At 69.2% G+C, this 24,277-nt stretch carries 27 protein-coding genes and 2 pseudogenes; 18 read left to right on the top strand and 11 right to left on the bottom strand.

Features of this window, described 5'->3' with window-relative positions:
* Positions 1-54: 54 nt before the first annotated feature.
* Both ACQEXA_RS50115 and ACQEXA_RS50110 read left to right on the top strand, forming a co-directional pair.
* Positions 55-1,455: a helix-turn-helix domain-containing protein gene (locus ACQEXA_RS50115; RefSeq protein ID WP_433133234.1), complete on the top strand. Its 1,401-nt coding sequence runs from the start codon at positions 55-57 to the stop codon at positions 1,453-1,455.
* Positions 1,452-2,333 carry a phosphotransferase family protein gene (locus tag ACQEXA_RS50110; protein WP_433133232.1) on the top strand — a complete coding sequence of 294 codons (882 nt, stop codon included), beginning with the start codon at positions 1,452-1,454 and terminating at the stop codon, positions 2,331-2,333. Before ACQEXA_RS50115 ends, ACQEXA_RS50110 begins: the two co-directional genes overlap by 4 nt.
* Positions 2,334-2,678: 345 nt before the next feature.
* Here ACQEXA_RS50110 and ACQEXA_RS50105 read toward each other — a convergent pair whose 3' ends face one another.
* Positions 2,679-3,122 (bottom strand): hypothetical protein, encoded by a 444-nt coding sequence (locus ACQEXA_RS50105; RefSeq protein ID WP_433133230.1) that lies wholly within the window; start codon positions 3,120-3,122, stop codon positions 2,679-2,681.
* Positions 3,123-3,335: 213 nt separating this feature from the next.
* On the opposite strand from ACQEXA_RS50105, the gene ACQEXA_RS50100 reads away from it, so the two are divergent.
* Positions 3,336-4,433, top strand: a complete 1,098-nt coding sequence (locus ACQEXA_RS50100) for an integrase core domain-containing protein (protein WP_433133229.1) — start codon at positions 3,336-3,338, stop codon at positions 4,431-4,433.
* On the opposite strand, the gene ACQEXA_RS50095 is transcribed toward ACQEXA_RS50100, so the two are convergent.
* On the bottom strand, positions 4,363-6,105 hold the full coding sequence (locus ACQEXA_RS50095; RefSeq protein WP_433133227.1) for an ISAzo13 family transposase: 1,743 nt from the start codon (positions 6,103-6,105) through the stop codon (positions 4,363-4,365). The genes ACQEXA_RS50100 and ACQEXA_RS50095 overlap by 71 nt on opposite strands.
* A 60-nt stretch (positions 6,106-6,165) precedes the next feature.
* Here ACQEXA_RS50095 and ACQEXA_RS50090 point away from each other — a divergent pair.
* Positions 6,166-6,751 (top strand): annotated as a pseudogene (locus ACQEXA_RS50090) (transposase); the annotation flags it as partial.
* On the opposite strand, the gene ACQEXA_RS50085 reads toward ACQEXA_RS50090, so the two are convergent.
* Entirely contained in the window at positions 6,738-6,962 is a 225-nt protein-coding gene (locus ACQEXA_RS50085; RefSeq protein ID WP_432923476.1) for a hypothetical protein, read from the bottom strand. The pseudogene ACQEXA_RS50090 and the gene ACQEXA_RS50085 sit on opposite strands and share 14 nt — an antisense overlap.
* Before the next feature lie 407 nt (positions 6,963-7,369).
* On the opposite strand from ACQEXA_RS50085, the gene ACQEXA_RS50080 reads away from it, so the two are divergent.
* Together ACQEXA_RS50080 and ACQEXA_RS50075 are read left to right on the top strand one after the other, a co-directional pair.
* Entirely contained in the window at positions 7,370-7,774 is a 405-nt protein-coding gene (locus tag ACQEXA_RS50080) for a hypothetical protein (protein ID WP_432923478.1), read from the top strand.
* A gap of 104 nt (positions 7,775-7,878) precedes the next feature.
* Positions 7,879-8,082, top strand: a complete 204-nt coding sequence (locus tag ACQEXA_RS50075) for a hypothetical protein (RefSeq protein WP_432923480.1) — start codon at positions 7,879-7,881, stop codon at positions 8,080-8,082.
* Here ACQEXA_RS50075 and ACQEXA_RS50070 read toward each other — a convergent pair.
* A complete protein-coding gene (locus ACQEXA_RS50070; protein ID WP_432923482.1) occupies positions 8,079-8,396 on the bottom strand; it encodes a hypothetical protein in 318 nt (105 codons plus the stop codon). The genes ACQEXA_RS50075 and ACQEXA_RS50070 overlap by 4 nt on opposite strands.
* Before the next feature lie 308 nt (positions 8,397-8,704).
* Here ACQEXA_RS50070 and ACQEXA_RS50065 point away from each other — a divergent pair, with 308 nt between their 5' ends.
* Together ACQEXA_RS50065 and ACQEXA_RS50060 are read left to right on the top strand one after the other, a co-directional pair.
* The gene (locus ACQEXA_RS50065) at positions 8,705-9,133 is read left to right on the top strand and encodes a hypothetical protein (RefSeq protein WP_433133225.1); all 429 of its coding nucleotides are present in this window, start codon (positions 8,705-8,707) and stop codon (positions 9,131-9,133) included.
* Between the two features lie 196 nt (positions 9,134-9,329).
* A pseudogene (locus ACQEXA_RS50060) lies at positions 9,330-9,449 on the top strand (IS21-like element helper ATPase IstB); the annotation flags it as partial.
* Between the two features lie 24 nt (positions 9,450-9,473).
* On the opposite strand, the gene ACQEXA_RS50055 reads toward ACQEXA_RS50060, so the two are convergent.
* Positions 9,474-9,599, bottom strand: coding sequence for a hypothetical protein (locus ACQEXA_RS50055; protein ID WP_432923486.1), 126 nt, complete (start codon positions 9,597-9,599; stop codon positions 9,474-9,476).
* Positions 9,600-10,056: 457 nt separating this feature from the next.
* Positions 10,057-11,367: a hypothetical protein gene (locus tag ACQEXA_RS50050; RefSeq protein ID WP_432923489.1), complete on the bottom strand. Its 1,311-nt coding sequence runs from the start codon at positions 11,365-11,367 to the stop codon at positions 10,057-10,059.
* Positions 11,368-11,837: 470 nt separating this feature from the next.
* Between ACQEXA_RS50050 and ACQEXA_RS50045 the strand changes: the two genes are divergently transcribed.
* From ACQEXA_RS50045 to ACQEXA_RS50035, 3 genes are all read left to right on the top strand, one after another.
* Positions 11,838-12,092 carry a hypothetical protein gene (locus tag ACQEXA_RS50045; protein WP_432923491.1) on the top strand — a complete coding sequence of 85 codons (255 nt, stop codon included), beginning with the start codon at positions 11,838-11,840 and terminating at the stop codon, positions 12,090-12,092.
* A gap of 733 nt (positions 12,093-12,825) precedes the next feature.
* Positions 12,826-13,125, top strand: a complete 300-nt coding sequence (locus tag ACQEXA_RS50040; RefSeq protein WP_432923494.1) for a hypothetical protein — start codon at positions 12,826-12,828, stop codon at positions 13,123-13,125.
* 9 nt (positions 13,126-13,134) lie between these two features.
* Complete coding sequence (locus ACQEXA_RS50035) at positions 13,135-13,383, top strand: hypothetical protein (RefSeq protein WP_432923497.1); 249 nt, start codon at positions 13,135-13,137, stop codon at positions 13,381-13,383.
* A gap of 392 nt (positions 13,384-13,775) precedes the next feature.
* Here ACQEXA_RS50035 and ACQEXA_RS50030 read toward each other — a convergent pair whose 3' ends face one another.
* Complete coding sequence (locus tag ACQEXA_RS50030) at positions 13,776-14,783, bottom strand: IS110 family transposase (protein ID WP_433133223.1); 1,008 nt, start codon at positions 14,781-14,783, stop codon at positions 13,776-13,778.
* Positions 14,784-15,172: 389 nt separating this feature from the next.
* Positions 15,173-16,402, bottom strand: a complete 1,230-nt coding sequence (locus ACQEXA_RS50025; protein WP_433133221.1) for an IS701 family transposase — start codon at positions 16,400-16,402, stop codon at positions 15,173-15,175.
* A gap of 114 nt (positions 16,403-16,516) precedes the next feature.
* Here ACQEXA_RS50025 and ACQEXA_RS50020 point away from each other — a divergent pair, with 114 nt between their 5' ends.
* Positions 16,517-17,413, top strand: coding sequence for an IS982 family transposase (locus ACQEXA_RS50020; protein WP_433133219.1), 897 nt, complete (start codon positions 16,517-16,519; stop codon positions 17,411-17,413).
* 308 nt (positions 17,414-17,721) lie between these two features.
* Here ACQEXA_RS50020 and ACQEXA_RS50015 read toward each other — a convergent pair whose 3' ends face one another.
* Positions 17,722-17,961 carry a hypothetical protein gene (locus tag ACQEXA_RS50015; RefSeq protein WP_432923506.1) on the bottom strand — a complete coding sequence of 80 codons (240 nt, stop codon included), beginning with the start codon at positions 17,959-17,961 and terminating at the stop codon, positions 17,722-17,724.
* The gene (locus ACQEXA_RS50010) at positions 17,958-18,458 is read right to left on the bottom strand and encodes a hypothetical protein (RefSeq protein WP_432923509.1); all 501 of its coding nucleotides are present in this window, start codon (positions 18,456-18,458) and stop codon (positions 17,958-17,960) included. Before ACQEXA_RS50010 ends, ACQEXA_RS50015 begins: the two co-directional genes overlap by 4 nt.
* 140 nt (positions 18,459-18,598) lie before the next feature.
* Between ACQEXA_RS50010 and ACQEXA_RS50005 the strand changes: the two genes are divergently transcribed.
* Both ACQEXA_RS50005 and ACQEXA_RS50000 read left to right on the top strand, forming a co-directional pair.
* Entirely contained in the window at positions 18,599-19,087 is a 489-nt protein-coding gene (locus tag ACQEXA_RS50005; protein WP_433131810.1) for a hypothetical protein, read from the top strand.
* A gap of 81 nt (positions 19,088-19,168) precedes the next feature.
* The gene (locus tag ACQEXA_RS50000) at positions 19,169-20,689 is read left to right on the top strand and encodes an ISKra4 family transposase (RefSeq protein WP_433133217.1); all 1,521 of its coding nucleotides are present in this window, start codon (positions 19,169-19,171) and stop codon (positions 20,687-20,689) included.
* Here ACQEXA_RS50000 and ACQEXA_RS49995 read toward each other — a convergent pair whose 3' ends face one another.
* Positions 20,690-21,073 carry a hypothetical protein gene (locus ACQEXA_RS49995; RefSeq protein WP_432923514.1) on the bottom strand — a complete coding sequence of 128 codons (384 nt, stop codon included), beginning with the start codon at positions 21,071-21,073 and terminating at the stop codon, positions 20,690-20,692.
* Between the two features lie 17 nt (positions 21,074-21,090).
* On the opposite strand from ACQEXA_RS49995, the gene ACQEXA_RS49990 reads away from it, so the two are divergent.
* The 4 genes from ACQEXA_RS49990 to ACQEXA_RS49975 all read left to right on the top strand — a co-directional run bounded on the left by ACQEXA_RS49990 (position 21,091) and on the right by ACQEXA_RS49975 (position 24,215).
* Complete coding sequence (locus ACQEXA_RS49990) at positions 21,091-21,336, top strand: hypothetical protein (RefSeq protein WP_432923516.1); 246 nt, start codon at positions 21,091-21,093, stop codon at positions 21,334-21,336.
* A gap of 619 nt (positions 21,337-21,955) precedes the next feature.
* Entirely contained in the window at positions 21,956-22,597 is a 642-nt protein-coding gene (locus ACQEXA_RS49985) for an Lsr2 family DNA-binding protein (RefSeq protein WP_433133215.1), read from the top strand.
* Positions 22,598-22,856: 259 nt separating this feature from the next.
* Positions 22,857-23,564 carry a hypothetical protein gene (locus tag ACQEXA_RS49980; RefSeq protein ID WP_433133214.1) on the top strand — a complete coding sequence of 236 codons (708 nt, stop codon included), beginning with the start codon at positions 22,857-22,859 and terminating at the stop codon, positions 23,562-23,564.
* Positions 23,565-23,696: 132 nt separating this feature from the next.
* Positions 23,697-24,215, top strand: coding sequence for a hypothetical protein (locus ACQEXA_RS49975; RefSeq protein ID WP_432923522.1), 519 nt, complete (start codon positions 23,697-23,699; stop codon positions 24,213-24,215).
* The last annotated feature ends 62 nt before the right edge of the window (positions 24,216-24,277 follow it).

Here is a 24,277-nt window from a genome sequence, read left to right as displayed (position 1 = left end):
GCAGATCCGGATGCGGAGAGTTCAGATATCCGCATCACGACCCAGGGACCGTTGATGCCGCAGCCAGAAAAGGTGCTTACCCCGGACGAGTCGCCGCAGCACTGGTTTGGTGCCGAGCTGCGGTTCTGGCGAAAGCGGCGCCCAGGGCTGCATGCCGCACAGTTAGGCCCGATGGTGCAGGTCAGCTCGGACGTGATCTCCAAAATTGAGAAGGGGCATTATCGGTGCCGGCGAGATCTGGCAGAGCGGCTGGACGCAGTCCTGGAGACGGGCGGCGTGCTCACTCGTGCCTGGGGAATGGTGTTCGGTGATGCGGACAGAACACGGCGTCAAGCGGATAGTGCCCATGAAGGGTTGGTAGAAGGGGCCATTGAGGTCCACCGAGGCCGCATCCTGGGCTCAGACATCACAGCCGCGCTACCTCGGAGCCTTCCGCCAGTGGACCGCCGTGCCTTCCTTGCAGCCACCAGTTTGGCCGCCATCGCCCCGATAGACCTAGCCACTCTCGTAGCCCCGGCCGCACCGCCCGAAGTTCCCAAGCAGGTCCGCCCCACAGACCTGGAGCAGTTGCGCCTCATCGCTGACGGCATCCACCGCTGGGACAACGCCCAAGGCGGCGGCGGCCTGGTTGGCGACTTCGCCAGCCGCTCTTTGGAGTGGGCCGTGCGCCTGCTGCCCGTCAGTTGTCCCGAGGAGCTGCGCCTGCAACTCCTCGGGGCTGTAGCACGGCTGGGCATCGTCGTGGGCGCGACGCACTTCGACGCCTACGCCCACGATGACGCCAGGGTCGCGTTCAAGATTGCGGCTGAATGCGCCGAGGAGGCCGGGGACTGGTGGCTGCGCGCCAAGACATTCTCCTTCCTGTCCCGCCAGGCCAGCTGGCTCGGTGATCCGGACGAGGGCCTGACGTACGCCGAGAAGGGCCTGGTGCGCTCCGATCGGCTCACCCCGACCATCCAGGCGATGCTCCACAGCGCCCGCGCCCGGGCATTCGGCAAGATGCACGACGTTCAGGGAACCTTGGCGGCAGTGGGCGCGGCTGACGACGCCTTTGCGCGCTCGAATCCCGCTGCGGACCCGTCTTGGATGGCGTACTACGACGAGGCGCAGCACAACGGCGATACGGCTCACGCGCTGTTCGACCTGGCCATTCACGCCGACCAGGATCCGGGCCGGGCCGGTGATCGGTTCGGCGCGGCAGTCGCAGGTCACGGCGACGACTACGCCCGCTCGCGTGGCATTTCCCGCACAAAGTGGGCCTCGCTACTCATGGCGAAGGGAGACCCGGTGCAGGCCATCGCTATCGGTCATGAGGCTCTCGACGACGTCGGCCGGCTCACCTCGCGCCGGGCAGCCGACGACCTCAAGGAACTACGGCAATTGGCCGGACGGCACCGCAGGTTGGAGGAAGCCGTGCACCTGCGGCAACGGATCACGGCTACCTTGCCGGCATGACACTCTCGGCTGTCCCCGCCCGCGCCGCGCTGGAGGAGGCCTGCGCTCGTGCCGGTTTCACGCCTGCGGGCGCCGTGCCCGTGCGGATTGCAGAGAACGAGATATGGCGCCTGTCGGGGGGAGTGATCGTCCGCATTGCGCGGCCGGGCCAGTGGCGAGCCGCCGTTCGAGAAGTTCTTGTCGCGCGGTGGCTTACAGATAGCGCGGTCTCAGCCGTCCGCGCAATGCCGATTGAGCAGCCCATCGAGGCAGCGGGCCGACCCGTTACCTTCTGGGTTGAACTTCCACCGCACGAGATCGGCACCGTCATGGACGTCGTGACCTTGCTGAAGCAGCTCCATGCTTTGCCGGTTCCGGATCTGCCGCTTGACGAGCTCGACCCGTTCGTCCGAGTAGGCGAGCGAATCGAGGCGGCCACGTCGCTCCCGGAGGAAGATCGCTTGTGGCTGCGAGATCGGCACGCGGAACTCCGCGAGCAGTGGGCGCACCGGCCGGCGGGTTTGCGGGAATGCGTCGTGCACGGCGACGCGTGGGTGGGCAACGTCGCCCGCACCGCGCGAGGACCGGTCCTGCTCGACTTTGAGCGCGCTTCGATCGGGCCGCCGGAGTGGGATCTCGTGTCCACGGCGGTCAAGATGACCACCACCGGCGCGGTGACCCGGGCAGAGTACAGAGAGTTCAGCGCGGTGTACGGCACGGATGTCACAGAGTGGGAGGGGTTTGGGCTCCTCGCCGGTGCCCGCGAACTACGCATGGCCACCTACGCGGCGCAGCACGCCGCAACACGCCCTGAGTGGCAAGCCGAGGCACAGTATCGCGTCGATTGCCTCCGTGGTCGCACTGCGGCGCCGCCCTGGCACTGGAAAGGCATCATGTAGGTTCGGGGCCGGTCCCGACGGCAACGCTCGCGGTGCGTTGAGGGGAGAATGCGGGCTGCGGTGCCGACTGGTGCTCGGATGTCACGGTGGAACGCGTGATGCACCGCCGCGGCCGAATAGCTGGAGTTCTCGCCGGACGGGGGTTGAGTGGTGTGGTCCGCGCCTCCCGAGCCGGGTGGAAATGCCGAGCCATCGCAAGGCCATCGCATGCTCGGTCGGATGGAATCGGCGTGTAGCCGACCAGGCTGGCCTGCGGAACTAGCAGTCTCCGCATTGTGATGCGGATTTCTGAAGTCTCCGCATCCGCATCTGCACGGGACTGCCCCTGGCCCAACGTCGCTTGATTTAGGCAGCTGATGCCATCTGTCGAGGCAGAGGCGACGTCTCGTCATATGTGGTGATCTGCGGGATGGCTGGGCTGTTCGGTGGTGCGGGGCGTTGGTCTTGGGGGAAGAGCTGGAGCTCGATGGTGTGGGTGACGTGGGTGGTGGCCGGTTCGTCGGGTCGCAGGCTGCGGTAGCCGGTGCCGCTGCGCTTGGTGGCGCGGGGTGCGGCGCGTCCGGGGCGGGGCTTGACGGCCTCGCGGATCAGGTCGTCCTGGACGTCACGGACCTTGGCGGTCAGCTGGCGAGGGGAAAAGTCCGCGCCGACGGAGCGTCGGGCGGCGGCGAGGGTCTGCTTGAAGCTGATGTGCGAGACGGGGAGGTGGGCACGGTGGGCGGAATCGGCGGCCAGCTGGTGGAGGGCCTGGTAGACGCACAGCATGGCCCACAGTTCCTGCTCGACCATGGCGGGGCTGTTCGAGCGGAGGGTGGCGGTTCGCCCGCCGCGCTGCTCGATTTTGATGTGTTTGAAGATCGTTTCGCTGGTCCAGCGCTGCCCCTGCCGAAAACCTCATCCGTGCAGGTGAGAGGCGGTATGCGGGTTCTGCGGGCCGGCGGCCCGCGTGCTCGGGTCGGGGCTCTGGCGCGAGTGCCCAACCCTGCGGGAACATGATCGATCGTGCTGCTGCGACTGGCCTACCTGGGTGTGACGAACGCGTTCGCCATGCTGCGCTTGCTACCGATGAGCGACCGGGACAAGGACGTCGAAATCCTGGCGTTGCGTCATCAGATCACCGTGCTGGAGCGGCAACTGGGAGGGGACAGGCCGCGCTTCAGGCCAAGCGATCGGGCGTTCCTGGCCGCGTTGCTGCACCAGCTCCCGCGCGATGCACTGCGTCGGCTGCGGTTGCTGGTGCGCCCCGACACGGTTATGCGATGGCACCGCGACCTGATCGCGCGCCACCACGCGGCCCGTTCTCGGCCGAAGCGCTCGGGTCGGCCACGCACCGTGCACTCCATCCGCGTGCTGGTGCTGCGCCTGGCGCGGGAAAATCCCACGTGGGGCTACAGGAGGGTGCACGGCGAACTGCTTGTGCTGGGGATCAAGGTGGCCGCCTCCACGGTATGGGAGATCTTGAAGGGTGCCGGGATCGATCCCGCGCCCGGACGGAGCTCCAGTACGTGGGCCGACTTCTTGCGCTCCCAGGCCGAGGCGCTGCTGGCGTGCGACTTCTTCGAGACGGTCACCCTGACTGGAGCGCGGCTGTACGTGTTCGCGGTGATCGAGCACGCCAGCCGCCGGGTCCGCGTCCTGGGCGCCACGGCTCACCCGTCGGCGGCCTGGGTAGTCCAGGCCGCGAAGAATCTCGTCATGGACCTGGAGGACACGGGCTGCCGAGCGCGATTCATGATCCGGGACAGGGACGGGAAGTTCCCCGAGCTGTTCGACACCATCTTGAAGGACGCGGCCATCGAGGTCGTGTTCAGCGGCGTCCAGATGCCCCGAATGAACTCGATTATGGAGCGGTGGGTGCAGACGTGCCGGCGTGAACTGCTGGACCGCACGTTGATCTGGAACCAGCGCCACCTCTGCCACGCTGTGCGGGAGTTCGAGCGGTTCTACAACTCCCATCGGCCCCATCAGGGAATCGCGAACGCCCGACCGCTCCACCCCTTGCCCCAGGCGATCAGCGATCCAGGGCAGATCACCCACCTCGACATACGAAGGCGTGAACGCCTGGGTGGCATCCTCCACGAGTACGAACATGCCGCGTGACCTGGGCGGACGAGGTTTCCGGCAAGGGCACCGTTGGGGTGCGGAATCTGGCTGTCGACGGCGGGATCGTGTGGCCGGCCTCGGCCAGGAGGGGTCGCACTTCCTGGACAGCGCGGGTGAGGGTGCTTCTGGTGACGCCGAAGAGCTGGGCAAGCAAGTCATGGGTGCCGATCTTGCGCTGGTAGAGCACGGTGGCCAGGATCCGGTCGGCGTCGGAGAGCTTGTCCTTGGCCCCTGCGCCGCGTGTTCGGTGTCGTTCGCCGCCCCGTCGCTCGTGGCGGAGCCGCTCGCGCTGTTCGGCCAGGGCAGGGATCAGATCGTTGAGCAGGGTGTCCAGTTCGACGAAGGTCATGCCGGTCAGCTCAGGGTCCCAGAGCATGGAGCCGTCGATGCGAGCCGGTGCTGCAGCCGGCCGGGCGACGGTCGCGGGATCCGTCCTCGGGCCGGGAGTGGGCGGGGCATCGGCGGGGTGGAGCGTGTAGTTCCAGTCTCCGTGGAAGCGGTGCCTGCTCATCGCCAGGGCGTCGATCTCGGCGTCGGTGACTTTGATGCCGGTGTCGTAGGTGTTGGTGTCGAGTGCGGCCTCGACCCGGAGCCCGGTGCCGGTGGTGGTGGCTGCGATGGTATTCACGATGACGTCGTGGCTGGTCAGCGGTCTGCCGCGCCAGTTCATGGAGATGTGGGAGAACAGCCGGTGCTCCACTCTGTTCCATTTCGATGTGCCGGGCGGCATGTGGCAGACCGTGATCTGCAGGCCGGTCTCGGCCGCGAGGGCTGCGAGTTCGGTCTTCCATGCGCGGGTGCGGTAGCCATTGGAGCCGCCGGCGTCCGCGGTGATCAGCAGCCGTGCGGCATGCGGGTAGTCGTGCCGGCCACGGGCATGCCACCAGCGGCCAATCGAAGCGACCGCGAAGGCCGCGGTGTCGTGGTCGCACCCGACGTTGACCCAGCCGGTGTTCGCCGTGATGTCGTAGATCCCGTAGGGGATCGCCTTGCCCGGCCCCTGCCGGTCGAGGAAGTCGTGCGTCTTGACCTGCACCGGCTCGCCCTGAGGCTGCCACTCACGCCCAGCGTTCTTGTACTCGCCGACCAGCTCTTTCTTCTTCGTGTCCACGCTGATCACCGGATCCCCGGCGTCTCGGTGATCGCGGGCCTGTTCGTTGATGTAGCGGAACTGCGCGTCGCGGTCGGGATGCTGGCTGCCCTCGATCGTCTTGGCGTTGGCCTGCAGACTGAAGCCCTCCTCGCGCAGCAGGTCACCGACGGTGTCCGCCGAAACGCGATGGCCCTGCCGAGTGAGTTCACCGGCGAGTTTGCGCGTCGACTTCGTCGTCCAGCGCAGCGGCGACATCGGATCCCCACGCATATCCGGCTCGACCAGCGCCAACAGCGCAGGACGCAACCCCTCGTCCACCTCGGCCGCCCTCTTACGCCCGCCGCCGGGGCGGCGGACCCGTCCCGAAGGCTCCGCACCCGCCTCCAGCTCGTCGACGCCCTTGCGGACGGTGGTCTCGCTGACCCCGGCCGCCTGCGCGACCGCCCGGATCCCGCCGTGTCCCAGGATCCGGGCCTCGGTTCCCATCAGCAGACGGCGCTGACGCTCGTCCAGGTGCGGAACCAACACCGCTAATCTCACAAAGAGTTGATCACGAGTCTCCTGCGATATGGCCATATCACATCAACGAGCCAGATCCACGGAAGCAACACCTTGATTCTCTGCGCGCCCTAAGACCCGCGGCTGATGGTGCGCCTGCTGATCTACGGTTACACCACCGGGGTGCGCTCGTCGCGGGCGATCGAGCGCCGTTGCGTGGACGACGTTGCGTTCCGGTTCCTGGCCGCAGACCAGGCCCCGGACTTCTGGTAGATCGCCCGGTTCCGCCGCCGCCACCTAGACGCCCTGGCCGGCCTGTTCCTCCAGTCCCTGCACCTCGCGCGCAAGCTCGGCATGGTGGGTCAAGATGGGCCGCGTCGCCCTGGACGGCACGAAGCTGGAGGCGAACGCCTCCAAGCACAGAGCCATGAGCTACGGACGGCTGATCGACAAGGAGGAACAGGCCGAGGCCGAGATCGCTGAACTGGAGGCCACGGCCGCTGCACTGCTGGCGGATGCCGAGGCCACCGACACCGCTGAGGACGAGCGGTTCGGCACCGATGGCAAGGAAGTCGACCTGCCCGCCGAGCTGGACCGCCGCGAGAAGCGCCTCGCCAGGCTGCAGGCCGCCCGCGCCCAGATCGAGGCCGAGGCTGCCGCCACCACTCGGTCGGGGCGTCATCGAGCCGGGCGGTCCGCGGCGGACGTTCTCAGCTGTCGCGGTCCTCAACCTCGCCCTGCGCCGTCCAGGTCTTGCGCACGCGTTCGGCGCCGTCGGTCTCCTCGATGAGCCGGATCACCACGGACGGGTTGCTGCCGTAGAGCCCGACCCACTCCGTGTACCGGTCCTGGGTGGTGCCCGGGACGGTCCACTCGCCCTCGACGGCCGGGCCGTCCGCCTCGAACTGCAGCCGGGCGAAGTGCCTGGTCCCCATGTGCTGCTCCTCGCCTCGCTCGGTTTCCATCATCCCGCCCGCGCCCTGCTCCGGCGGGACCAGGGCGTCACGTGCCGGGGCGTCCTCGGCGGCGTCTCGACCGATGCCGGCATGTCCTCCGCTGAGTCGCCTCCGCCCCAGGTCCGGGTGACCCTGCCGGACGGGCAGGAGTTCTCTGGGGGTCGAGCTGTTGCAGCGGCCACGTTCCCGCTTCGCGTCGGAAGACGGCGACGGTGCGTTGACACGTAGCGACGATCATGTCAGTCCGGATCCCCGACGAGTGCCGCCCGGTGTGCGTCGGGATGGTCATCTGGGAGGAGCCGCGGCGGCACGGGTTGCTGCCGCCGGCCTGGCGCTCGCTCGTGTGACAGCCGGGGGTGTCAGTGCGTCGCCTTACGCTCGATCGCATGACCGACGCCCCCGACAGACCGTTCAGCGCGCTCGACTTCCCCGCCGACCTGCGCGCCGCCCAGCGCACGGCCGCCGAGCTGTACGCCGCGCTTCACACCTACCAGGCCACGCTTCCGTGGTCCCGGGAGCCGCATCCCGGCTGGCCGGAGGACACCGAGCGGGGCACGAAGAGCCGCCAGCGCTCCGCGACGGACGGCTGGAGCCCGGACCAGGCCGCGGAATACGACCGGCTGTTCGCTGAGCTTCGCGCCGCCACCGCCGCCGTCCAGTGCGACCCGTGGTGGAAGCGCTGCAAGCACGAGGGGATCACGGGCGCCGACCTGGTCGCCACCCGGCAGGCCCTCAAGCGTGCCGAGGGCGCCGTCCCCCTCGGCCAGGACGACGTCGCACAGACCGCCTGAGTGGCCCGCACGCGGCCAATCCTGTCCGGTCGGACCTCGAGGCCCCCGGAAGGGGTACAGGGCGGGCCCACAGGGGGCCATGCCCCCGCTCGAGAGGCCAGACCATGACTGGGCCCGTCCGCACCTACCTGGTAACCAACTCCAGCGAGCTGTTCGGCCCCTGCGCGCGCGTCATCATCCGCAGCTCCGCCCCGGCCGGTTCGGTCATCGACCGCGTCGTCGACGGCCGCCCGGTCTGTGTCCTGCTCACCGACAACCCGCTGCCCGCCTACGGCAACGTGTTCGCCGCGGAGCTGCAGGACCGCTAGTCGCCCTGGTGGTTCGTGTCGACCCCCCTGGACGGCTCGAAGCGGCTCCGGTGCGCCACCTTCAGCCCCGGCTGACCCCACCGGTACAGGCGCGCCGACACCAAGTTGCCGCCGTGCAGGTCAACGGCCACCTGGTAGTAGATCGAGCCGTCCGCCCAGTCCTGCCGCGCCATGACCGTCGCAAACCGCCACGCGCCGCCCGACCGCACCCACAGTGCTGGGGGGTCGCTCCTGGGCCAGGTCCACACCACGGGTTCCCGCCCGTCCTCCGGGCGCCACGGGCGGGCCGGCTCCGGCTCGGGGATGGTGTCCATGCCCTCGACTGTAAGCCGCCGCACCGCAGGTCAGGCAGTAGGGAGCGACGCAAGGCCTTCAGGCCCTCGAGCATCCGCGGCCTCAACCCTCCCGTCTGAAAGGCGACGCCGTGGAACCCCGACTCCGAATGCTCGAGCGGCTCCGGCGGCGCCAGCGGCACCCCGGGCCCGTAGCGTGGCACCCGGACACACCACCGCGCCCCGGTCGACACCTGACGTCCGGGGCGCGCCCCCTGTTGGCGTCCGCCCGTAAGGTGCGGGCATGACCGACTCCGCCCCCCCTCACCGACAGCCAGACCGACCAGCTCGTGACCGCGCTCCGGACTGGTCAGACCATGGACGACGCGGCAACCATCCTGGGCCTGGACCTGCCCGCGGTGTGGGCCAGGGCGCGCACCGACACCCGGCTGACGATCGCCCTGGCCGGCCGGGACCCCGAAGCGGCCGACGAGCGCCACAGGGTCGCGCGGGCCGAGTACCTGCGGCTCCTGGCGCTCGGTGTGGCCCCGACCCGGGCGCAGCTCATCCTGGGCGCCGGGCACCCGGGTTCATGGCGCGGCGACGATCCCGCGTTCGCGCAGGCCTGCGACGCGGTCTCCGCCGCCTCCGCGCCGTACGGCTACACGGGGATGACCCGCCTCACCACGGAACGGGTGGCCCGGTTCCTGCAGGCGCTGCGCCAGCCCGAGACGACGGTCCTCGCGGCCGCGGCCGCCCAGGAGGCCGGCCGTGTGTGACGTGGGCGCGGCTGCTTCGTTTGGTCTGGTGGCGCGTCTGGTCCGGCTCCCTCACTTGGACCGTCGCGCCCTTCGAGGGGCCCCGTCACCCGGGTGCGGGGCCCCTCCAAAGAGTTGGACCCACTCGGACGGTCCGAAGTGGCCCCATGCGGGGGCGCATTGGTGGTGCACAGGGGTTGTGACGGCTTGAAGTGGCCCCCGTCTCTGCGCGGCGATCGTCGACCGCCTCACCTTCAACGGAGCGATCATCGAAACCAGCACCCAGTCCTACCGCCTCGCTCACACCAAGGCCCAGCAGCTCAGGGCCGTCCCCTGACCCTGCAGCCCACGCGGGAAAGGGTCATCGGCCCCGCTCGGCCCACTCCCTCACGCTGAGCGCCCGCCTCATACGGACAGCGATGTCCGCCTTCGCCGTCGCGTCCAGCGTCTCCTCCAGCTCCTCGAAGCTGGCGGGCCGGATGTCCAAGACTCAGTACTTCCTTGCCGGTCCGGACCGTGAGCAACAACTTGCACCGCCACTGCGGTGACACTTCCGGTCGATGAGTGAGCCAGTGCTCCATCACCGGCAACAGATAGTGCACCGCCGCCATGATGTCGCGACTCAAGGTCGTCGCCGTGACCGGTGCGGACGTGGTTCGTTGGTCCTGGTGGTGCGCCTGTTCGATCCCCCTCCCTTCGAACGCCGCACCCGCTCGAGGGGCCCCGAGACCTTGCAGGCGGGGCCCCTCGAGTGCGTCACGCACCTGACGTTGGCGCCACGTCTGTGCCCGGTCCAGGCGGGCATTTCGTAACTGTGCGCGGCACTTGGCCTTCTCAGCCAAGTGCGGCGCCCGGCTTTGGCGACACCCAGGTGTGGGGCCGGTGTCCCGGAGGTCGCCGGCCCCACACCGTTGTGACGGGCTCGGGCAAACTGCCTGGCCTGGTCAGCCGACGAACTCGACCATGACGGTCGCCGTGCCGGGCACATGCTGGGCGTCGCCCGCGTAGGTGACCGTGTACTGGGGATACGTGTTCCAGTCGGGCGGGGTGTCACTGAAGCTGAAGGTGCCGTTCTGTTTGACCTTCACGTCGGGCAGCTGCACGCCGCTGCGCGTCACCGTGACCGTTCTGTGCTTGGGGAAGGGGGCCAGCGAGGTCAGTTTCCCCATCACGGTGACCGGCGTGCCGACGGGGTTCGTCGGCGGGGCGGACAGAGTGATCGTGCTGGATGCCTTGGCGACGTCGGTGACGATGTCGAGAATGACTTCGCCCGAGTAGGGGAAGCGGGTGGTGAACAGCCTGTTGCCGTCGGGCGCCCAGGCCACGCCTCGGTCAAGCAGATCCGCGTACCCCGGCGACAACGCGACCGTGCGGTAGGCGGCGGTCTCTCCCGGGCGGTAGATGTAGACGTCCCACGCCCCTCCCGCCACGATCCCCGCGGCGACCGTGCCGTGGGAGTCGACAGCGACGGAGTTGGGATAGGGGCCGGTGTCGTACTGGGCCTCCTCCGTCAGGTCCGACAGGCGCCACCGCTGGTGGTAGTAGTTGGAGCCGTTCGCGGTGATCGCGCTGCTGCCGTCCGGGGTCACCGCCACGTCTTCGACATCGCCGACGGCGCCGGTGTAGGCGGTCTCCTGAAGTGTGCCGGAGCCCACGTCGTACACGCGCATGCCCCCGGCGCCCTGGCTCTCCGCGGCGACGAGCCGGTCGGGCGCGCCCGACGACGAGGCGAGTCGCGGCTTGCCGTACCAGACGGGGTTGTCGTCCAGGCTGACGGTCGGGGTCGCCTCGGCGATGGCGACCGACCCGATGCCGGCGTAGAAGGGGTCGGCCTGGTAGCCGAAGAACAGCCGGCCGCCGGCGAGGGCGAGACTTTCCGGTGCGGTGCCGACCCCGGTTGAGATGCGCCGCGTCTCGGTCAAGGTCGCGGTGTCGATGACGGAGATCGCGTCAGCGCCCGGGAGCGCCACGTACAGGCTGGACTCGTCGGCCGACTCGGCCATGCCCCGCGCCCCGACGAGACCCTCCACCTTCTTCACGACCTGCCCGTCGTGGTCGGTGGCCAGGACCGCGTCGTCGCCGGGCGCGCTGACGTACACAAGGCGGCTGTCGGCGAGGGTCTGCCAGTGAGAGCGCACGGGCAGAACGATGCCGCCCTGGGGCTCTGCCGCTGCCGTGCCGGGGGCACCGAGCAGATTGAACGACGCGGCCGCCAGGATGAGCGCGACACCCGCCGCACGTCTTCGTATACGCACCTTAAGGGCTCCTTCCTGAACGGATCCCGGCCGCACGGGCGCGGTCGGTACAGCAACTGTAGTAATCCGCACCGGCATTGGGCCCGCAGGATGACCGCGTGCGGAGCGCACGTCAGGCCACGGACTCGCTGCAGCTACCGCCACGCGTCGCCCGACCACACCCACAGCGCCTGGGGGGTCGCTCCTGGGCCAGGTCCACACCATGGGCTCCCGGCCGTCCTCCGGGCGCCACGGGCGGGCCGGCTCTGGCTCGGGGATGGTGCTCATGACCCCTGACTGTGGGCGGGCCGCGCACGGCTCGGCGTGAGGCGACCCGTACGCCAAGACGGTCTGGTGCGAGGTCACTCTCGGGTGATTGTCAGTACCGTCTGCGACTCAGTCCGGGGGCGCATTGCGGCACGGGCACTTTCGGAGCACGGATTCGCCACGCAGCGCTACGACCGCACCATCCGCGGGGAATGTGTGGATGTATGGACCTGGGCAAAATGTTGGCGCGCCTGGCCGGATACAGCCTGCTGAGCATGGCCGGATTCGCAGTCGGCCTGGTCTGTCTGGTCGGGCTGCTGCTCGGTGCGGTCGCCGTCATCGGGCACTGGGCCCACCGCTGGGGCGGCCACCACGAAGACGGACACGCCGACACGGACGAGGAAATCAACACCCTCGCATCCTTCAGCTGGGAAACGGCGCAGGACCCTGGCGAAGCCCAGGAGAACCAGACCCACTGACCGGTCACGCACACCGCGGCGGGCGACTACGTCCCGGCCGGACCGCGGCCGTGCACCCTGTACGGGACCAGCCACAGCGGCACGGGCGCCGCGGGTACCAACGATTCCTCGAGCACCCGGCAGCCCGCGAAGACCAGCCCGAAGGCCCCCATCGCGAAGCTCGCGGCCGCGAAGGTCCCGGCCGCGCCGAAAGCGCCCGCTGCCCCGCCGGTCGTGGCGGCCGCGTGTGACCCGGCCGCGGCCGCTTCGTTGGATCTGATGGCGCGTCTGATCCGCTCCCCCCACGTGGGCCACGCGCCCACCCGAGGGGCCCCAACCCTGACCGACGGGGCCCCTCGAGGACCGCGCGACCGTAGACAGCGTGTCCGCCGGGCCCCGGTTCGTTGCCCTCGGAAGCGACCGCGACGGGCCGGAGGGGTGATTCACCTCGTTCGAGGCAGGCGAGGGCGTCACGCTGCCCCGGCAAGGGGCTGGAGGAGTGCGACTCAGGCCGAATCCCACACCAAGATCATTCTTGCCCGATTGCGCAAGCCTCTCGGATCAGCCTTGAGCGTTCATCTGTCAATGAAGGACAAGGGTGCTCTCGTACCACCCTGAGTACGGAGGGCAGAGCAGGAGGCGGCCACGCGGCCCGCGCCAAGATGTCGTCACCCATTCGGTCGGTGTGCTGGCACACCGCCGTTCCTCCCGGATACCCTCGCAATCACGAATGGTGATTCCACTCGGAGGAAGCATGAGCGCCCAGCCCGCGGACACCGGCCCCTTCCCTCAGGCCGGGCCCACCATCCGCAGCGTGCGCGCTGCCCTCCCGGCCGAATCCCGCGCCGCCTTCAATGACGAGATCGACAGCACCGAGCTGCCCGGCATCGGAAAGGTTCTGGCTGCCTGGGACGCACGTGCGCGCGGCCTTGCCAGCCCCGCCGTGGTCGCCATGGCGCAGCGCATCGCAGACGAGCGGGCTGGCCGTGCCGAACGCCCTGCCATGCTGTCCGATGCGGTAGTTCGGGCCATCGCCCCTTCCCTGCGGCCGTAGTCTGGCCTCGTGGCCTACGAGATCGACCTCAGCGCCGAGGTCTCCGACGACCTCCAGCACCTCCTGCCGTGGGCGCGACGTTCCCTCGATGCGGCCCTCTTGACGGCCGCTGCTGACCCGTTTCAGCTCCCCACGCTCCCGCAGCATTCCGTGCACGCGCGGATCGTGAGCTTCGCGGACGGACGGGGCCTGTGCATGGTGGAGGTCGACGAGGACAGCAAGCGGCTCGCGGTTCGCCTGATCCAGCCGCCCCTCTGATCATTCCCCCACCCATGAGGGCCGGGCTTGTCAAGCGTAGAAGTGCCCCCGACCTGCGGCTTTTTGTTGTTCGCCGAGGTGCTTTCCTTTGTGGGTCTTCCTCGTGCTCGTCTGGCAGGGCTGCCGTGCAGGGCCCTGGACCGGGAGCGAGGAAGCGTCACCAATGTTCAGGGGTTTGGTCGTTGACGTCCCCGATGTGCTGATGGTCTGGCGGAGTGGGACTCACATCCACCCATTCGGCGTCTGGCCGGGCGGGCCGGCGCCATGACCGTGGTTCGGGGGATCCGGGCTGCTCAGTCAGGTCATCGAGCACGGGCGACAGCCCGTCTCATGGGCAAATGCGAGCTCACCCGGGGTCTGCGACCGCCCCTGGCGGTTGTCGTCGGCTGGTGTCATCGAGTCCTCTGCCGGTCGGGTGGGGCCTGGACTGCGCGCAGCAGATGGTAGGCGCGGGCCAACAGGCGGCGGGCGATCGCGGTAGTGGCGATCTTCTTGCCCCGGCGCCGGGCGAGGCGCTGGTAGGAGGCGGCGAACTCCGGAGACCGCTTGGCGGTCTGGGCGGCTTCACACAAGATCCACCGCAGCCAGTCCGAACCCTGTTTGGAGATGTGGCCGTGCCGGACAGTCATGTCCGAGCCGCGGACCGTCGGGGTGAGCCCCGCCCACGCGGTGAGCTTGCGGGCGGAGGGGAAACGGCTGATGTCACCGATCTCGGCAACGATGATCAGGGCGGTGAGCGTACCCACCCCCGGCAGCTGGGTGAGGGATTTGACCCGCGGATCACCACGGGCGTGCGCGACCAGCTGCTGGTCCAGGGCGTCGATCGGCTCTTTGAGCGCGTCCATCAGGACCAGAAGATCGTCGACCACGCGGTGCGAGGCGTCCGGCAGGTCCAAGCCGTCGAGCCAGACCCGTCCCGGAGCGGTGAAGTAGCTGCCAGAGCGGTCGCAGCCGTAGTCCGCCAGGACGGCATGGACACGGTTGCGTAGCAGCGTGCGCAGACGCACCAGCTGGCAGCGGTGACGCAGCAGAGCCCGTTGCTGGCGCACATCCAGCGGGGCGATCCACGCCTCCGGCAGCAGATCCGCACGGAGCAGTTGGGCAAGGGTCGCCGCGTCGACCTTGTCGTTCTTCAGCCGCGCGGAGGCGATGGCCTTGCACCGCAGCGGGTGCACCAGGTGCGGCTCGAAGCCGTAGTCCTCCAGCAGTTCCACCAGCCAGCCCCAGCCGTAAGCGGCCTCGAAGGCCACCGGGGCTCCGATCGGAAGATCCCCGATCACCGAGAGCACCGACTCGACCCCGTTGGGCACCTTCCGATTCACCTGCACCGCGCCATCGTGATCAACGACCGCGATCTGCGAGCGCTTGCGGTGCACGTCGATGCCGACGTAGACCGACATTGAGGGCCTCCTTCCCGAGCACGTATGGGACCCGGAACCAGAATCCACCGGGCTGTGCAGGGAAGGGGGCCCGGCCCTCATAGAGTCAGGTCATACGCACCACAGACCCTCCGACACTTCGGGGGCCTCGACCGGCAGCAGCACCGTGAGCGGTCGTCCGTGCCGGGTGATGCGCCCCGCTTGGGCTCCGCTCTCGTGCACGGGAGCCGTTGTGCACGCAATCCCTGGCGCACGATGTGACGTCAGCGCTCCTCAACCCCGCCCCTAGTAGGGCTTGGTCAGGTAGGGGGCGAGCGTGTCGTATCAGGGCCAGGGTCTTCGGCAGGTGGGGCACGCCCCGGCCCAGCAGACGAGGAGGACTTGGAGCCCGGCCACGACCTGGTAGATCGTCAGACCGTGGCCGGTGCTGGCGGGCACAGTCGCTCCAGGGTGCAGAACGCCTGCGCCACCGAGGCCAGCGTGAGATGTCGCAGGAAGCCCTGGTAGGTGCGTCCCTCGAAGTGGCCCAGCCCCAGGGCGGTCTTCAATTCCCGGTAGTCGTGCTCGACCCGCCAGCGGATCTTCGCCAGCCGCACCAGGCGCCGCAGGGGAACGTGGGCGGGCAAGGTGGACAGCCAGTACTTGGTCGGCTCCGGCTCTTTGGCGGGCCACTCGGCCAGCAGCCAGCACACCGGCAGGTCCTCACCGGGGTGCGCCCGGCGGACCCGCGCTCCGGCCGGCCGGACCCGCAGCGCGACGAAGTACGAGCGCAGCGGCCCCTTCGAGCCGCGCCGCCAGGTGACGCGGTGCCGTGCGCCGCGCCCGGCGGCCAGCACGATCTCGCGGACCGACACCGGCTTGTCCCGGTAGCAGGGCACCGGCGGCCGCCCGGTGCCCGACCACGGCGGGGCGGTGCGCGCCGCCGTCTGGGGCAACACCGCGGTATCCGACTGCACCCCGACGACATACGCGATCTCCCGCTCCTCCAGTGCCAGGCGAAAGGCCCCGTCCTGCCCGTAGCCCTCGTCGGCCACCACCAGCGGCGGATCCAGGCCCCAGCAGCGCAGCTCGTCGACCATGTCCACGGCCAGCTGCCACTTCGGCACGTGCCCGACCTCATCGGGGACGCGCGCCCGACGGCGCCGCAGGACGGCGCTCTCGGGCTCGTCTGCGGTGGCCGGATCCCATTCGGCGGGCAGGAACAGCCGCCAGTTCACCGGGCAGGAGGCGGCGTCGGTGACCAGGTGCAGACTCGGCGCGACCTGGCAGTTGGCGGTCTTGCCCAGCGCGCCGCAGTACTGCGCGGCCACCCCCGGGGAGGCATGACCGTCCTTGGGGAAGGACACGTCGTCGATCACCCAGGCTGCCGGGTGGATGGCCGGCTCCATCCGCCAGGCCAGCTCGGCCAGCACCATCTGGTGCGACCACGGGGAGTCGGCCAGGAACTGCTGCAGGCCCTGCCGGTCCACCCCCAGCCGGGCGGCCATCGGCTCCATCGACTTGCGCCGCCCCGCGCCCAGCAGCCCCCGCACATACCGCTCGCCCCACCGCCGCTGATCCACCCGCCCGAACGAGCCGAACACCTCGGCCGCGAGCGACTCCAACCGCTGTTGGGCCTCCGTGAGCTCCTGCGGTGTCATTCCCCTCACCTCCGAGAGACGACACACCGCTACTCACCCAAGGTAACCAAGCCCTACTAGGCGAGTCTGTCCAAATGCCTGCGGGCATGAAGAGAGGGTGTTCAAGATCCGTTTGTGACGACAGAACTGAACACCCTCGTGACCGCACTGTACGTGAAGATCGACGACGAGTGGGCGGGGATCGGCCGTCTGCCCGGACGGCCGCCGAAGCTCAGTCACTCGGAGTTGCTGTGCCTGGCCGTCATGCAGGCACTGCTGGGCTTCCATTCCGAGGCCCGCTGGCTGCGGCACCTGCGTGCGCACTACCGACCCCTGTTCCCGTTCATCCCGCAGGACTCCGGCTACAACAAACGGCTGCGGGCCGCGCTGCCGCAGATCAAGCGGGTGATCCGGATACTGGCGAAGGACACGGACTTCTGGCACGACACCGTATGGATCGCCGACTCGACCCCGGTGCCGTGCGGGATGTCCCGTCCCACCGTCAAGCGGTCGGAGCTGGCGGGATGGGCGAACTACGGCTACTGCGCGTCGCATTCACGGTACTTCTGGGGGCTGCGGCTGTACCTGGTGTGCACGCCGGCCGGGATGCCGGTCCTGTGGGCCCTGGCCGACCCGAAGCTCGGCGAGCGGGAGGTGCTGGCCGCCATGCTGGAGATTGACGCCCGTCTGGTTAGTGAGCGGCCCGGTCTGCTGCTGATCACCGACAAGGGCTTCGCATCCAAGCCGTTCGAGCAGTCACTGTCCGCACAGGGCATCACGCTGTTGCGGCCCTCCCGTAGGAAGGAGGTCCTGCGTCCGGGCGAGCCGATGCTTAAGAAGGTCCGCCAGCTCATCGAGTCGGTCAATGACACCCTCAAAGGCCAGCTCGACCTGGAACAACACGGTGCACGCACCCACGAGGGCGTCGCCGTGCGAGTCGCTCAGCGCGTGCTGGCGCTGGCGGCCGCAATCTGGCACAACTTCCAGACCGGCCAGGCGGTCAGCCGCTCACTGACCGCCTTCGATCACTGAACGTATTTGGACAGACTCGTCTAGCGCGATCTGGGAAGGGGAAACGACCTTGCTGGTCCCCCCTCGCCCGCGAAGGCGACTTCCCGCCCGGCCAGCGCCCGCAGCCGAGAGGTCACCGGTGCCGCCCAGGGGGTCGAGGCCCGCGCCGCCGAGGCGGCGACCACGGAGGCGCAGCACATGCTGCAGCTGGCCCAGCACAACGTGGCCGAGGCCCAGCTTCGCGAGCGCCAGGCCCAGGGTGCGGTAAGTGCGGGGCGGGCCGCACTCACCCAGGCCGGGAAGGACCTCGTTGCCGTCCAGCCGCGCGGTCAGCCGGCGCGGCGGCGCAGGGCACGGAGCCCGACGTCGTACGCCATCGCGCCGAGGGCGAGGACCACGAGCGGCCACACGAGCGGAGATGCTGCCGGGATGGTGCCGTGGACCAGGGCCGCGCCGACGCCGCCGGTGCCTAGTATCGAGGTACAGGCCGGAATGCTCGGCAGGGCGATCCGCAACACCACCTCCCGACGCCGGGCCGGGCGGGCTGAGACGGGGTTGAGGGCGCTCATCGGCTGCTCCCCGTGATCGCCTCGGCCGCCGGAGAGCGGTCGGTGCTGCGCGCAGCGAGCCGCTTCACCTTCCGGCGGACCCGCTCGCCCTGGAGCTCCGGCTGCGTAGCACCAGCGGCCACGGCCGCTTCGGCCCAGGTGGTGACCCCGGGGTCGGCGAGGGCGAGTGCCACCGCTCGCTCGGCCGGCGAGAGGGCCTCCAGAATCTCGGTCAGGCGTGGGTCCTCGAAACCGGGCTCCACTCCGGTGTCGGCATCGGCCTGTCCGGGGACCAGGTCGTACAGGGTCAGCCCGTCGCCGAGCGGGGTGTCGAGCAGCAGCAGCCGCGACCGGTTGATCTTGCGGCGCCAGACCGGGGTGAGCTGCCGGTGGATGACGCTGGCCTCTGACCTCAGCTTGTTCAAGTCATCAAGGGTCAGGCGGCCTTGGTGGTAGAGAGGGTCCGCCCAGTTGCCGAGCAAGGCGGTGGAGACCGGCTCATTCCATCCGCTCCACATCCCCAGCACCTCCGACGTGAAGGAGTGAATCGTGGATGGGTGCGGATCCTCTCGGGGGACGGTTGAACTGGGGTTTTGCTGATCTGGGTGTGGGTGGGGTGTTGTCGTCTCTACCGTGCGGGTAGAGGAGGCGGTGCCGGATGGGCTCGTTGATCGGGGAACTGGAGGCTCGGCAGGCGGCGGTGCGGTCCCGGGTGGAGGAACTCGAGCGGGAGATCGCCGTGTTGACCGTGCGGCTGGAGGCTGAGCGGGACCGGCTGGAACGGTTGACCGTGACGCGGGAGACGCTGGAGGAACTCGCGGCTGAGGGAGTGGCCGTGGACGCGGTCGAGCCGGTGGGCGGGGGCCGGGTGGTGGGAGCGCAGACGGTGACCGTGTGGCGGGAGGGGATGAGCAGCGCGGATCTCCCTGCGGTCTACCGCGACATCGTGGACGTGATCGACGACGGGCCCGAGTCGGTGCAGGCGAAGCAGGTCGTGCCGAGGATCGGCCTGCCCGCGCAGACGTCGAAAATCGAGGGGACGCGGTCGAAACTGAAGCGGCTGGTCGAGCGGGGCTGGCTGGACGAACAGACACCCGCACTGTTCACCGCGTCGGCCGGAAGGACGGCGACCGGTTCGGTGCGGTGAGCCAACTCCCGGTGGTCAAGGGGCTCTTCTTCCTACCGTCGTAGGTGCCAACCAGGAACGACGGCCGGAAGAAGAGCCCGGATGGAACGCTACGACACCCACGATGTCCCTGACCCGTTTGCCTGCTCGATGGAAGCGGTGGAGTCGCTGGCAGCACGGCTGTCGGCACCCGAGACCGCCGAGTTGGACCATGCCGCGGTGGAACAGCTGATCGAGACCGATGGCCGGGAGATCCTGCGCCGGTTCTTCCAGGACCACCTCGACCTGCGGGCGGCCCGTGAAGAGCAGGCGCCGCCGCCTCGGGCGGTCTTCGGTCCGGACCGCGAGGTGCGGCCGTACCGCGAGAGGGGGCATGCCCGGCAGCTGACCTGCTTGTTCGGCACGGTGAGTGTGACGCGGTGCGCCTGGCGGAGCCGGGGCCTGTCGAACGTGCACCCGGCCGACGCCCAGTTGTCGCTGCCACGCGGCCGGCACAGCCACGGCGTCAAACGCCTCGCCGTGCGCGAGGCGGTCCGTGGTTCCTACGCGCAGGCCGTCGCGGCGATCACCGACCGGTGCGGGCCGGTACTGGGCAAACGCCGGGCCGAGAGCCTGACCGTCGAGGCCGCCGGCGACATCGACGCCTTCTACCACCACAAGATCGCCTCCCCGTGCACGGCCGACATGCCGCTGGTCATCCAGGTCGACCAGAAGGGGGTGGTGATGCGGCCCGAAGCGTTACGCGAGGCCACCCGCCGCGCGGCCGAGGCAAAGAAGCGGCAGGGCAGGCAGGCGCGGCTCGCACCGGGCGAGAAACCGAACCGGAAACGCATGGCGACCATCGCCTGCGTCCACGACACCCACCCCGCCCAGCGCCGTCCGCACGACATCGTCCACCCACCCGGCGGCCGTACCCGCCTGCGGACGGTGCGGCCCGGCCCGAAAGCGGTCAACCGGTGGTGCACCGCCTCCCTGATCCACGACCCCGACGACGTGATCGCCGAGGCATTCACCCAGGCCACCGACCGTGACCCGGGCCATCACCGGCCCTGGCTCATCCTCGTCGACGGCGCCCGCCACCAACTCGACCTCGCCGAAGCCGAAGCACAGCGCCGCAACGCCAAGATCCACATCTTGATCGACTTCGTCCATGTCGCCGAGTACGCGTGGACGGCCGCGCACGCCTTCCATCCTGTCGGCAGCCTGGAGGCCGAGACTTTCGCCGCCGAGACACTCACCGCGATCCTGCACGGACACGCCGCCCGCGTCGCCGGCGAGATGACCGCCCGCGCCGAGAAGGAACAGCTCACCGGGGCGAAACGGGACAGCGTCGACACCTGCGTGCGCTACCTGTCCGGCCACCTCGACCAGCTCCGCTACGACACCGCACTGGACAAGGGCTGGCCCATCGCAACCGGATCGGTCGAAGGCGCGTGCCGGCACCTCGTGGGCGACCGCCTCGACATCACCGGAGCCCGCTGGGGCCTCGCCAGCGCCGAAGCCGTCCTCAAACTCCGCGCTGTCCACGCCAACGGCGACCTCGACACCTACCTCGCCTACCACCACACCCGCGAGCATCAGCGCACCTACCCCGACCAGCACCACAACCAACCCAGCACTTGATCAACAACCTTCCCTCAGAAGGATCCGCACCCAGTCGAGATCGCCGCGCTCACAGCCGCCGTCCAGCGCGTCGCCCTGGTCTCCAAGGCATCGCACCCGATCCGGCTCACCTTCGGGTCCCATGGCCCACTCGTACTGGAAGCCGGTACTAACGACGACGCTCAGGCCGTCGACAACGTCGACACGACCCTCGACGGCGGCGCAATCAGTATCGCCTTCAATCCCCAGTACCTCATCGACGGACTCAAAGCGCTGACCTGCGAAGCCGTCGACTTCGGGTTCACCTCCCCCACCAAGCCAGCACTCCTGCGCGGTCACGGCACCGATGACCAGGCGCTGCGCTACCTCCTCATGCCAGTCCGCCTTTCCCAGTAACCGTTCCACCCGAAAGGACACCTGAAATGACAACGTCCGCCACGCTGCCCCGCGTACTCGACGCCGCGCAGGCAGTCGCCCTGTCGCTGCTCCAGGACGGATTCAGCGCAAGCGACATCAGCTTGCTCACCGGCGTCACAGACGAGCTGTACGACCTCGCCACCGAGCACGGCATCACCGCTCCCTGCGGCGGCGTGGAAGGCCACGAATGCCATGAGGCCCGCGGCGAGAGTCCCTGCCCGGGCTGCACCCTCGCCTTCGGGAGCGCCTAGTCCCGGGAAAGGGCCGCCGACCGGCGGGAACTCGACTCCCTCCCTCCCGAGCTTCGCTCCCGAATCCCTCGCCAGCCCGCGGGACGTTGAACACACCGCCCTCAGGGCCCGCAGGCAGATCCGGATCTACCCTCGGTGATCTCCTTGGGAGCATCTCGGCGACGTGAGTGCGCGCCCGTCCAGCGCGCAGAGAACACCCGCGTCCAGATGCTTCACGCACCCTCCGCTGACAACGTCGGCGAGGTCGTGATGCCCTGCCCCGTGGGCGGATCGCGAACCCGCCCCCAAGGCTGCCGCCGCCCCGGGTCGGAGAACCGGCGCCTCTGCACGCATCTCGGGCCTCATCGCGGCGTATGAACCCGGTCCGCCACGGGCGGCATGGGACGCGACGGACCGCTCCCCCACCCCCACTCCGGCTGGCAGGACAGCGTCATGCAGGCGCTGCCTGCTGGCCGGAGCCGGTTCTCCAGCATCGAGCGGCACCGCAGCGCCTCCCTAAGGCGATTCGTCTCTCCCGCGCACGGTCCGCCGCGAGCGATGGGGCCATCTGCGGTTGCCACCAGCGGGTATGCGGCGCCTCCGCGCCAAGAGGGCGGCGCTCATCGAAAGGAGCGATTTCATGACCACGCTCACGCACTCCAACACAGCCGTGAGCCGCCGATCTGAAGGGTGCCGACAGCCCTCTGACCTGGACGCCGAACTGAGGCGCGGACTCGCGTCCCTGCAGTGGGCTGAGCGGCAGGCCCACAACCAGACCAGCAAGGACCAGGCCGCCCACATTCGTCGCCTCCTTGACGACTTCGTCGAAACCACTCGAGTTGAACGCCAGGACCAGCTCAGGGAGCAGATCCAGTTAATGAATCGGGAGATCCGCGCTGCGCGCGCCCGGATTCGACGACTCGGTGGCCCAGGACTGGCCACGGCGCTGATCAGGTTGTGGGCGAGGCAGCAGGGCCATTCCGTCAACTCCGGTGGCCCCGTTCAGCGAGACATCATCGACGCTTTCGAAGATGCTCTCGGAGATCACGCTCAACCCCACCGCAGGACCATCGCGATCGCCCGCGCAGAGGCTGACATTGCCACACTGAGGATGAGGAGGACGAGCGCACAAGGGCAGCTGAACCGTCTGCGCTACAGCACACCGCCGACAGCCGTCATCCGAGCCTGGGCGAGAGCAGAGGGCCTGGACGTGCCGACCACCGGCCGGCTCCCCCAGCACGTCATCGATGCCTTCAACAGGCAGCGCCCGCCCCGCGCCTGACCACACTCCGAACACCACAGGCCGATACAGCACTCACAGCGGCTGCCGACTGACGGCAGACCGCAGCAGCCGCCGCGAACTCCCTCCGCGGCAGTACCCACACCCGTCGGGAACTGGGCCTTCGGCCAGTGCAGTGCACCCCGCTCCATCGATCGGCGGGGCAGCACCGGCTCCGCCCTGCCCGCCACCCATCGACGCGAAAGGCACCGACCAGATGCCCCTCCCCAACCCTGAACGCAGCTCCTCCAAGCAGCACTGGATGGCTGTTTCACCGGCCGCGTCATACGCCACAGCGCAGGTCGATGAACGCATCGAGCACCCCGACGGCCCCCGCGCCGAACTGCCCTTCGATGCCCCGCCCGAGGAGTGGCTCCACGCGCACACCTCCAAAGCGGAGACAGTCGACACGCTCGCCGGATGGGCGCCCCACACCCCGCTCGGCCAGCTGACCAGCTGGCGGCTTCTACAAGTCGAGCCGATCGGCACCCACCACTACGGCGCACATCAGCAGCGGCCGCATTGGATCAAGATGCGCAGCCTCCGGGTCACCGGCGAAGCAACGATCCGGGAGGCCCTCGGCCCGAACGGGACAGACGTCCTCGCCCTGTACGAACGCGTCACCGAGCTGACCCCCCAAGACGCCGAGCGGCTCGCCGCCCGATGGCACGCCCGCGATCGTCTGGCCTGGCACACGGCCGACCGGCGAAGGACCGCCGCCCTCGCCGACGGACGCCGTGCAGCTGGCGAGGCTGCCCGTCAAGCCGGCAACGCCGTCCTCTTGGATCTGACGAAGGGGCTGTGCGCCCAGACCCGCAACGCCTCAACCAGCCTTGTCGAAGCGCTCATGGAGACCCTCGTCGTTCGCGACCTCCTCGACGACAGGCACTACTGCACCCTCACCCGCCCGTGGCAGCAGGCCCTGGGGGCCCTGTCCGAACCCCACGGCTTGGTCACGGCAGGCGCCTGAATTTCGCACCGCAACAGCCACAACGCACGTGTGCGAACCGACGCCAGACCGCGCGCACCCGTAAAGCCGCCCGATTCACGCAGTCGGGCCGCGCGCCGCCGCCCACCACCGACGTAAGGAGCCCACTGCAGCATGACTACTGGAACAGCGCACCCCATGGCGCAGGAGGGGCGCCGCGTCACATACGCCTTCTGTCGCGAACCGGACAGCGACCTGTCCGGTGTCATCACGCGCGTCGACGGTGCACACGTGTATGTCCGCCTCGACGGGACGCGCTCCAACCTGCGCGTCCACGCCGACTACGCCGGCCTACGCTACCTCGACGAACTCGGGCCGGTGCCCGAGCTCCCCATGGGCCGGTTCCACCCCACCGCCCATGACTTCAACGACGTCCAATACGAGGGCGTACTGCTGGCCGAGCTCGCCGACGACGACATGGTCGCGCTCACTGCGGACCCGGTGAAGGCCGTCGCCGCGATGAACGCGCACCTGAGGCGCATGGACGCCTACGACGACGTCACAGACAAGGACGTTGAACTCCGCTGGGCGTACTTCGAATGGGAGCCTCCGGACGCCGAATACCCCTGGACCCTGCACTGGGCCACCGCAGACGACGACATGGCCGTCCGACTTCACTACCTGCCCGCATGAGCAGAGCGTCGCCATGACCATCACGCCTCAATCGCACCAATCGTCCTGACCGCAGGAATGTG

The sequence above is a fragment of the Streptomyces sp. CA-106110 genome (genome assembly GCF_050936285.1).
Taxonomy (GTDB): Bacteria; Actinomycetota; Actinomycetes; order Streptomycetales; family Streptomycetaceae; genus Streptomyces.
The sequence above is the reverse complement of the archived record's forward strand: the minus strand, read 5'-3'. Positions and strand labels throughout refer to the sequence as shown.

Coding starts and splice junctions, on each gene's coding strand:
- ACQEXA_RS50115 (WP_433133234.1), top strand. CDS start 55: ATGCCGCAGCCAGAAAAGGTGCTTACCCCGGACGAGTCGCCGCAGCAC.
- ACQEXA_RS50110 (WP_433133232.1), top strand. CDS start 1,452: ATGACACTCTCGGCTGTCCCCGCCCGCGCCGCGCTGGAGGAGGCCTGC.
- ACQEXA_RS50105 (WP_433133230.1), bottom strand. CDS start 3,122: ATGGTCGAGCAGGAACTGTGGGCCATGCTGTGCGTCTACCAGGCCCTC.
- ACQEXA_RS50095 (WP_433133227.1), bottom strand. CDS start 6,105: ATGGCCATATCGCAGGAGACTCGTGATCAACTCTTTGTGAGATTAGCG.
- ACQEXA_RS50085 (WP_432923476.1), bottom strand. CDS start 6,962: ATGGGGACCAGGCACTTCGCCCGGCTGCAGTTCGAGGCGGACGGCCCG.
- ACQEXA_RS50080 (WP_432923478.1), top strand. CDS start 7,370: ATGACCGACGCCCCCGACAGACCGTTCAGCGCGCTCGACTTCCCCGCC.
- ACQEXA_RS50075 (WP_432923480.1), top strand. CDS start 7,879: ATGACTGGGCCCGTCCGCACCTACCTGGTAACCAACTCCAGCGAGCTG.
- ACQEXA_RS50070 (WP_432923482.1), bottom strand. CDS start 8,396: ATGGACACCATCCCCGAGCCGGAGCCGGCCCGCCCGTGGCGCCCGGAG.
- ACQEXA_RS50045 (WP_432923491.1), top strand. CDS start 11,838: ATGGACCTGGGCAAAATGTTGGCGCGCCTGGCCGGATACAGCCTGCTG.
- ACQEXA_RS50040 (WP_432923494.1), top strand. CDS start 12,826: ATGAGCGCCCAGCCCGCGGACACCGGCCCCTTCCCTCAGGCCGGGCCC.
- ACQEXA_RS50030 (WP_433133223.1), bottom strand. CDS start 14,783: ATGTCGGTCTACGTCGGCATCGACGTGCACCGCAAGCGCTCGCAGATC.
- ACQEXA_RS50025 (WP_433133221.1), bottom strand. CDS start 16,402: ATGACACCGCAGGAGCTCACGGAGGCCCAACAGCGGTTGGAGTCGCTC.
- ACQEXA_RS50015 (WP_432923506.1), bottom strand. CDS start 17,961: ATGAGCGCCCTCAACCCCGTCTCAGCCCGCCCGGCCCGGCGTCGGGAG.
- ACQEXA_RS50010 (WP_432923509.1), bottom strand. CDS start 18,458: ATGTGGAGCGGATGGAATGAGCCGGTCTCCACCGCCTTGCTCGGCAAC.
- ACQEXA_RS50005 (WP_433131810.1), top strand. CDS start 18,599: ATGGGCTCGTTGATCGGGGAACTGGAGGCTCGGCAGGCGGCGGTGCGG.
- ACQEXA_RS50000 (WP_433133217.1), top strand. CDS start 19,169: ATGGAACGCTACGACACCCACGATGTCCCTGACCCGTTTGCCTGCTCG.
- ACQEXA_RS49990 (WP_432923516.1), top strand. CDS start 21,091: ATGACAACGTCCGCCACGCTGCCCCGCGTACTCGACGCCGCGCAGGCA.
- ACQEXA_RS49985 (WP_433133215.1), top strand. CDS start 21,956: ATGACCACGCTCACGCACTCCAACACAGCCGTGAGCCGCCGATCTGAA.
- ACQEXA_RS49980 (WP_433133214.1), top strand. CDS start 22,857: ATGGCTGTTTCACCGGCCGCGTCATACGCCACAGCGCAGGTCGATGAA.
- ACQEXA_RS49975 (WP_432923522.1), top strand. CDS start 23,697: ATGACTACTGGAACAGCGCACCCCATGGCGCAGGAGGGGCGCCGCGTC.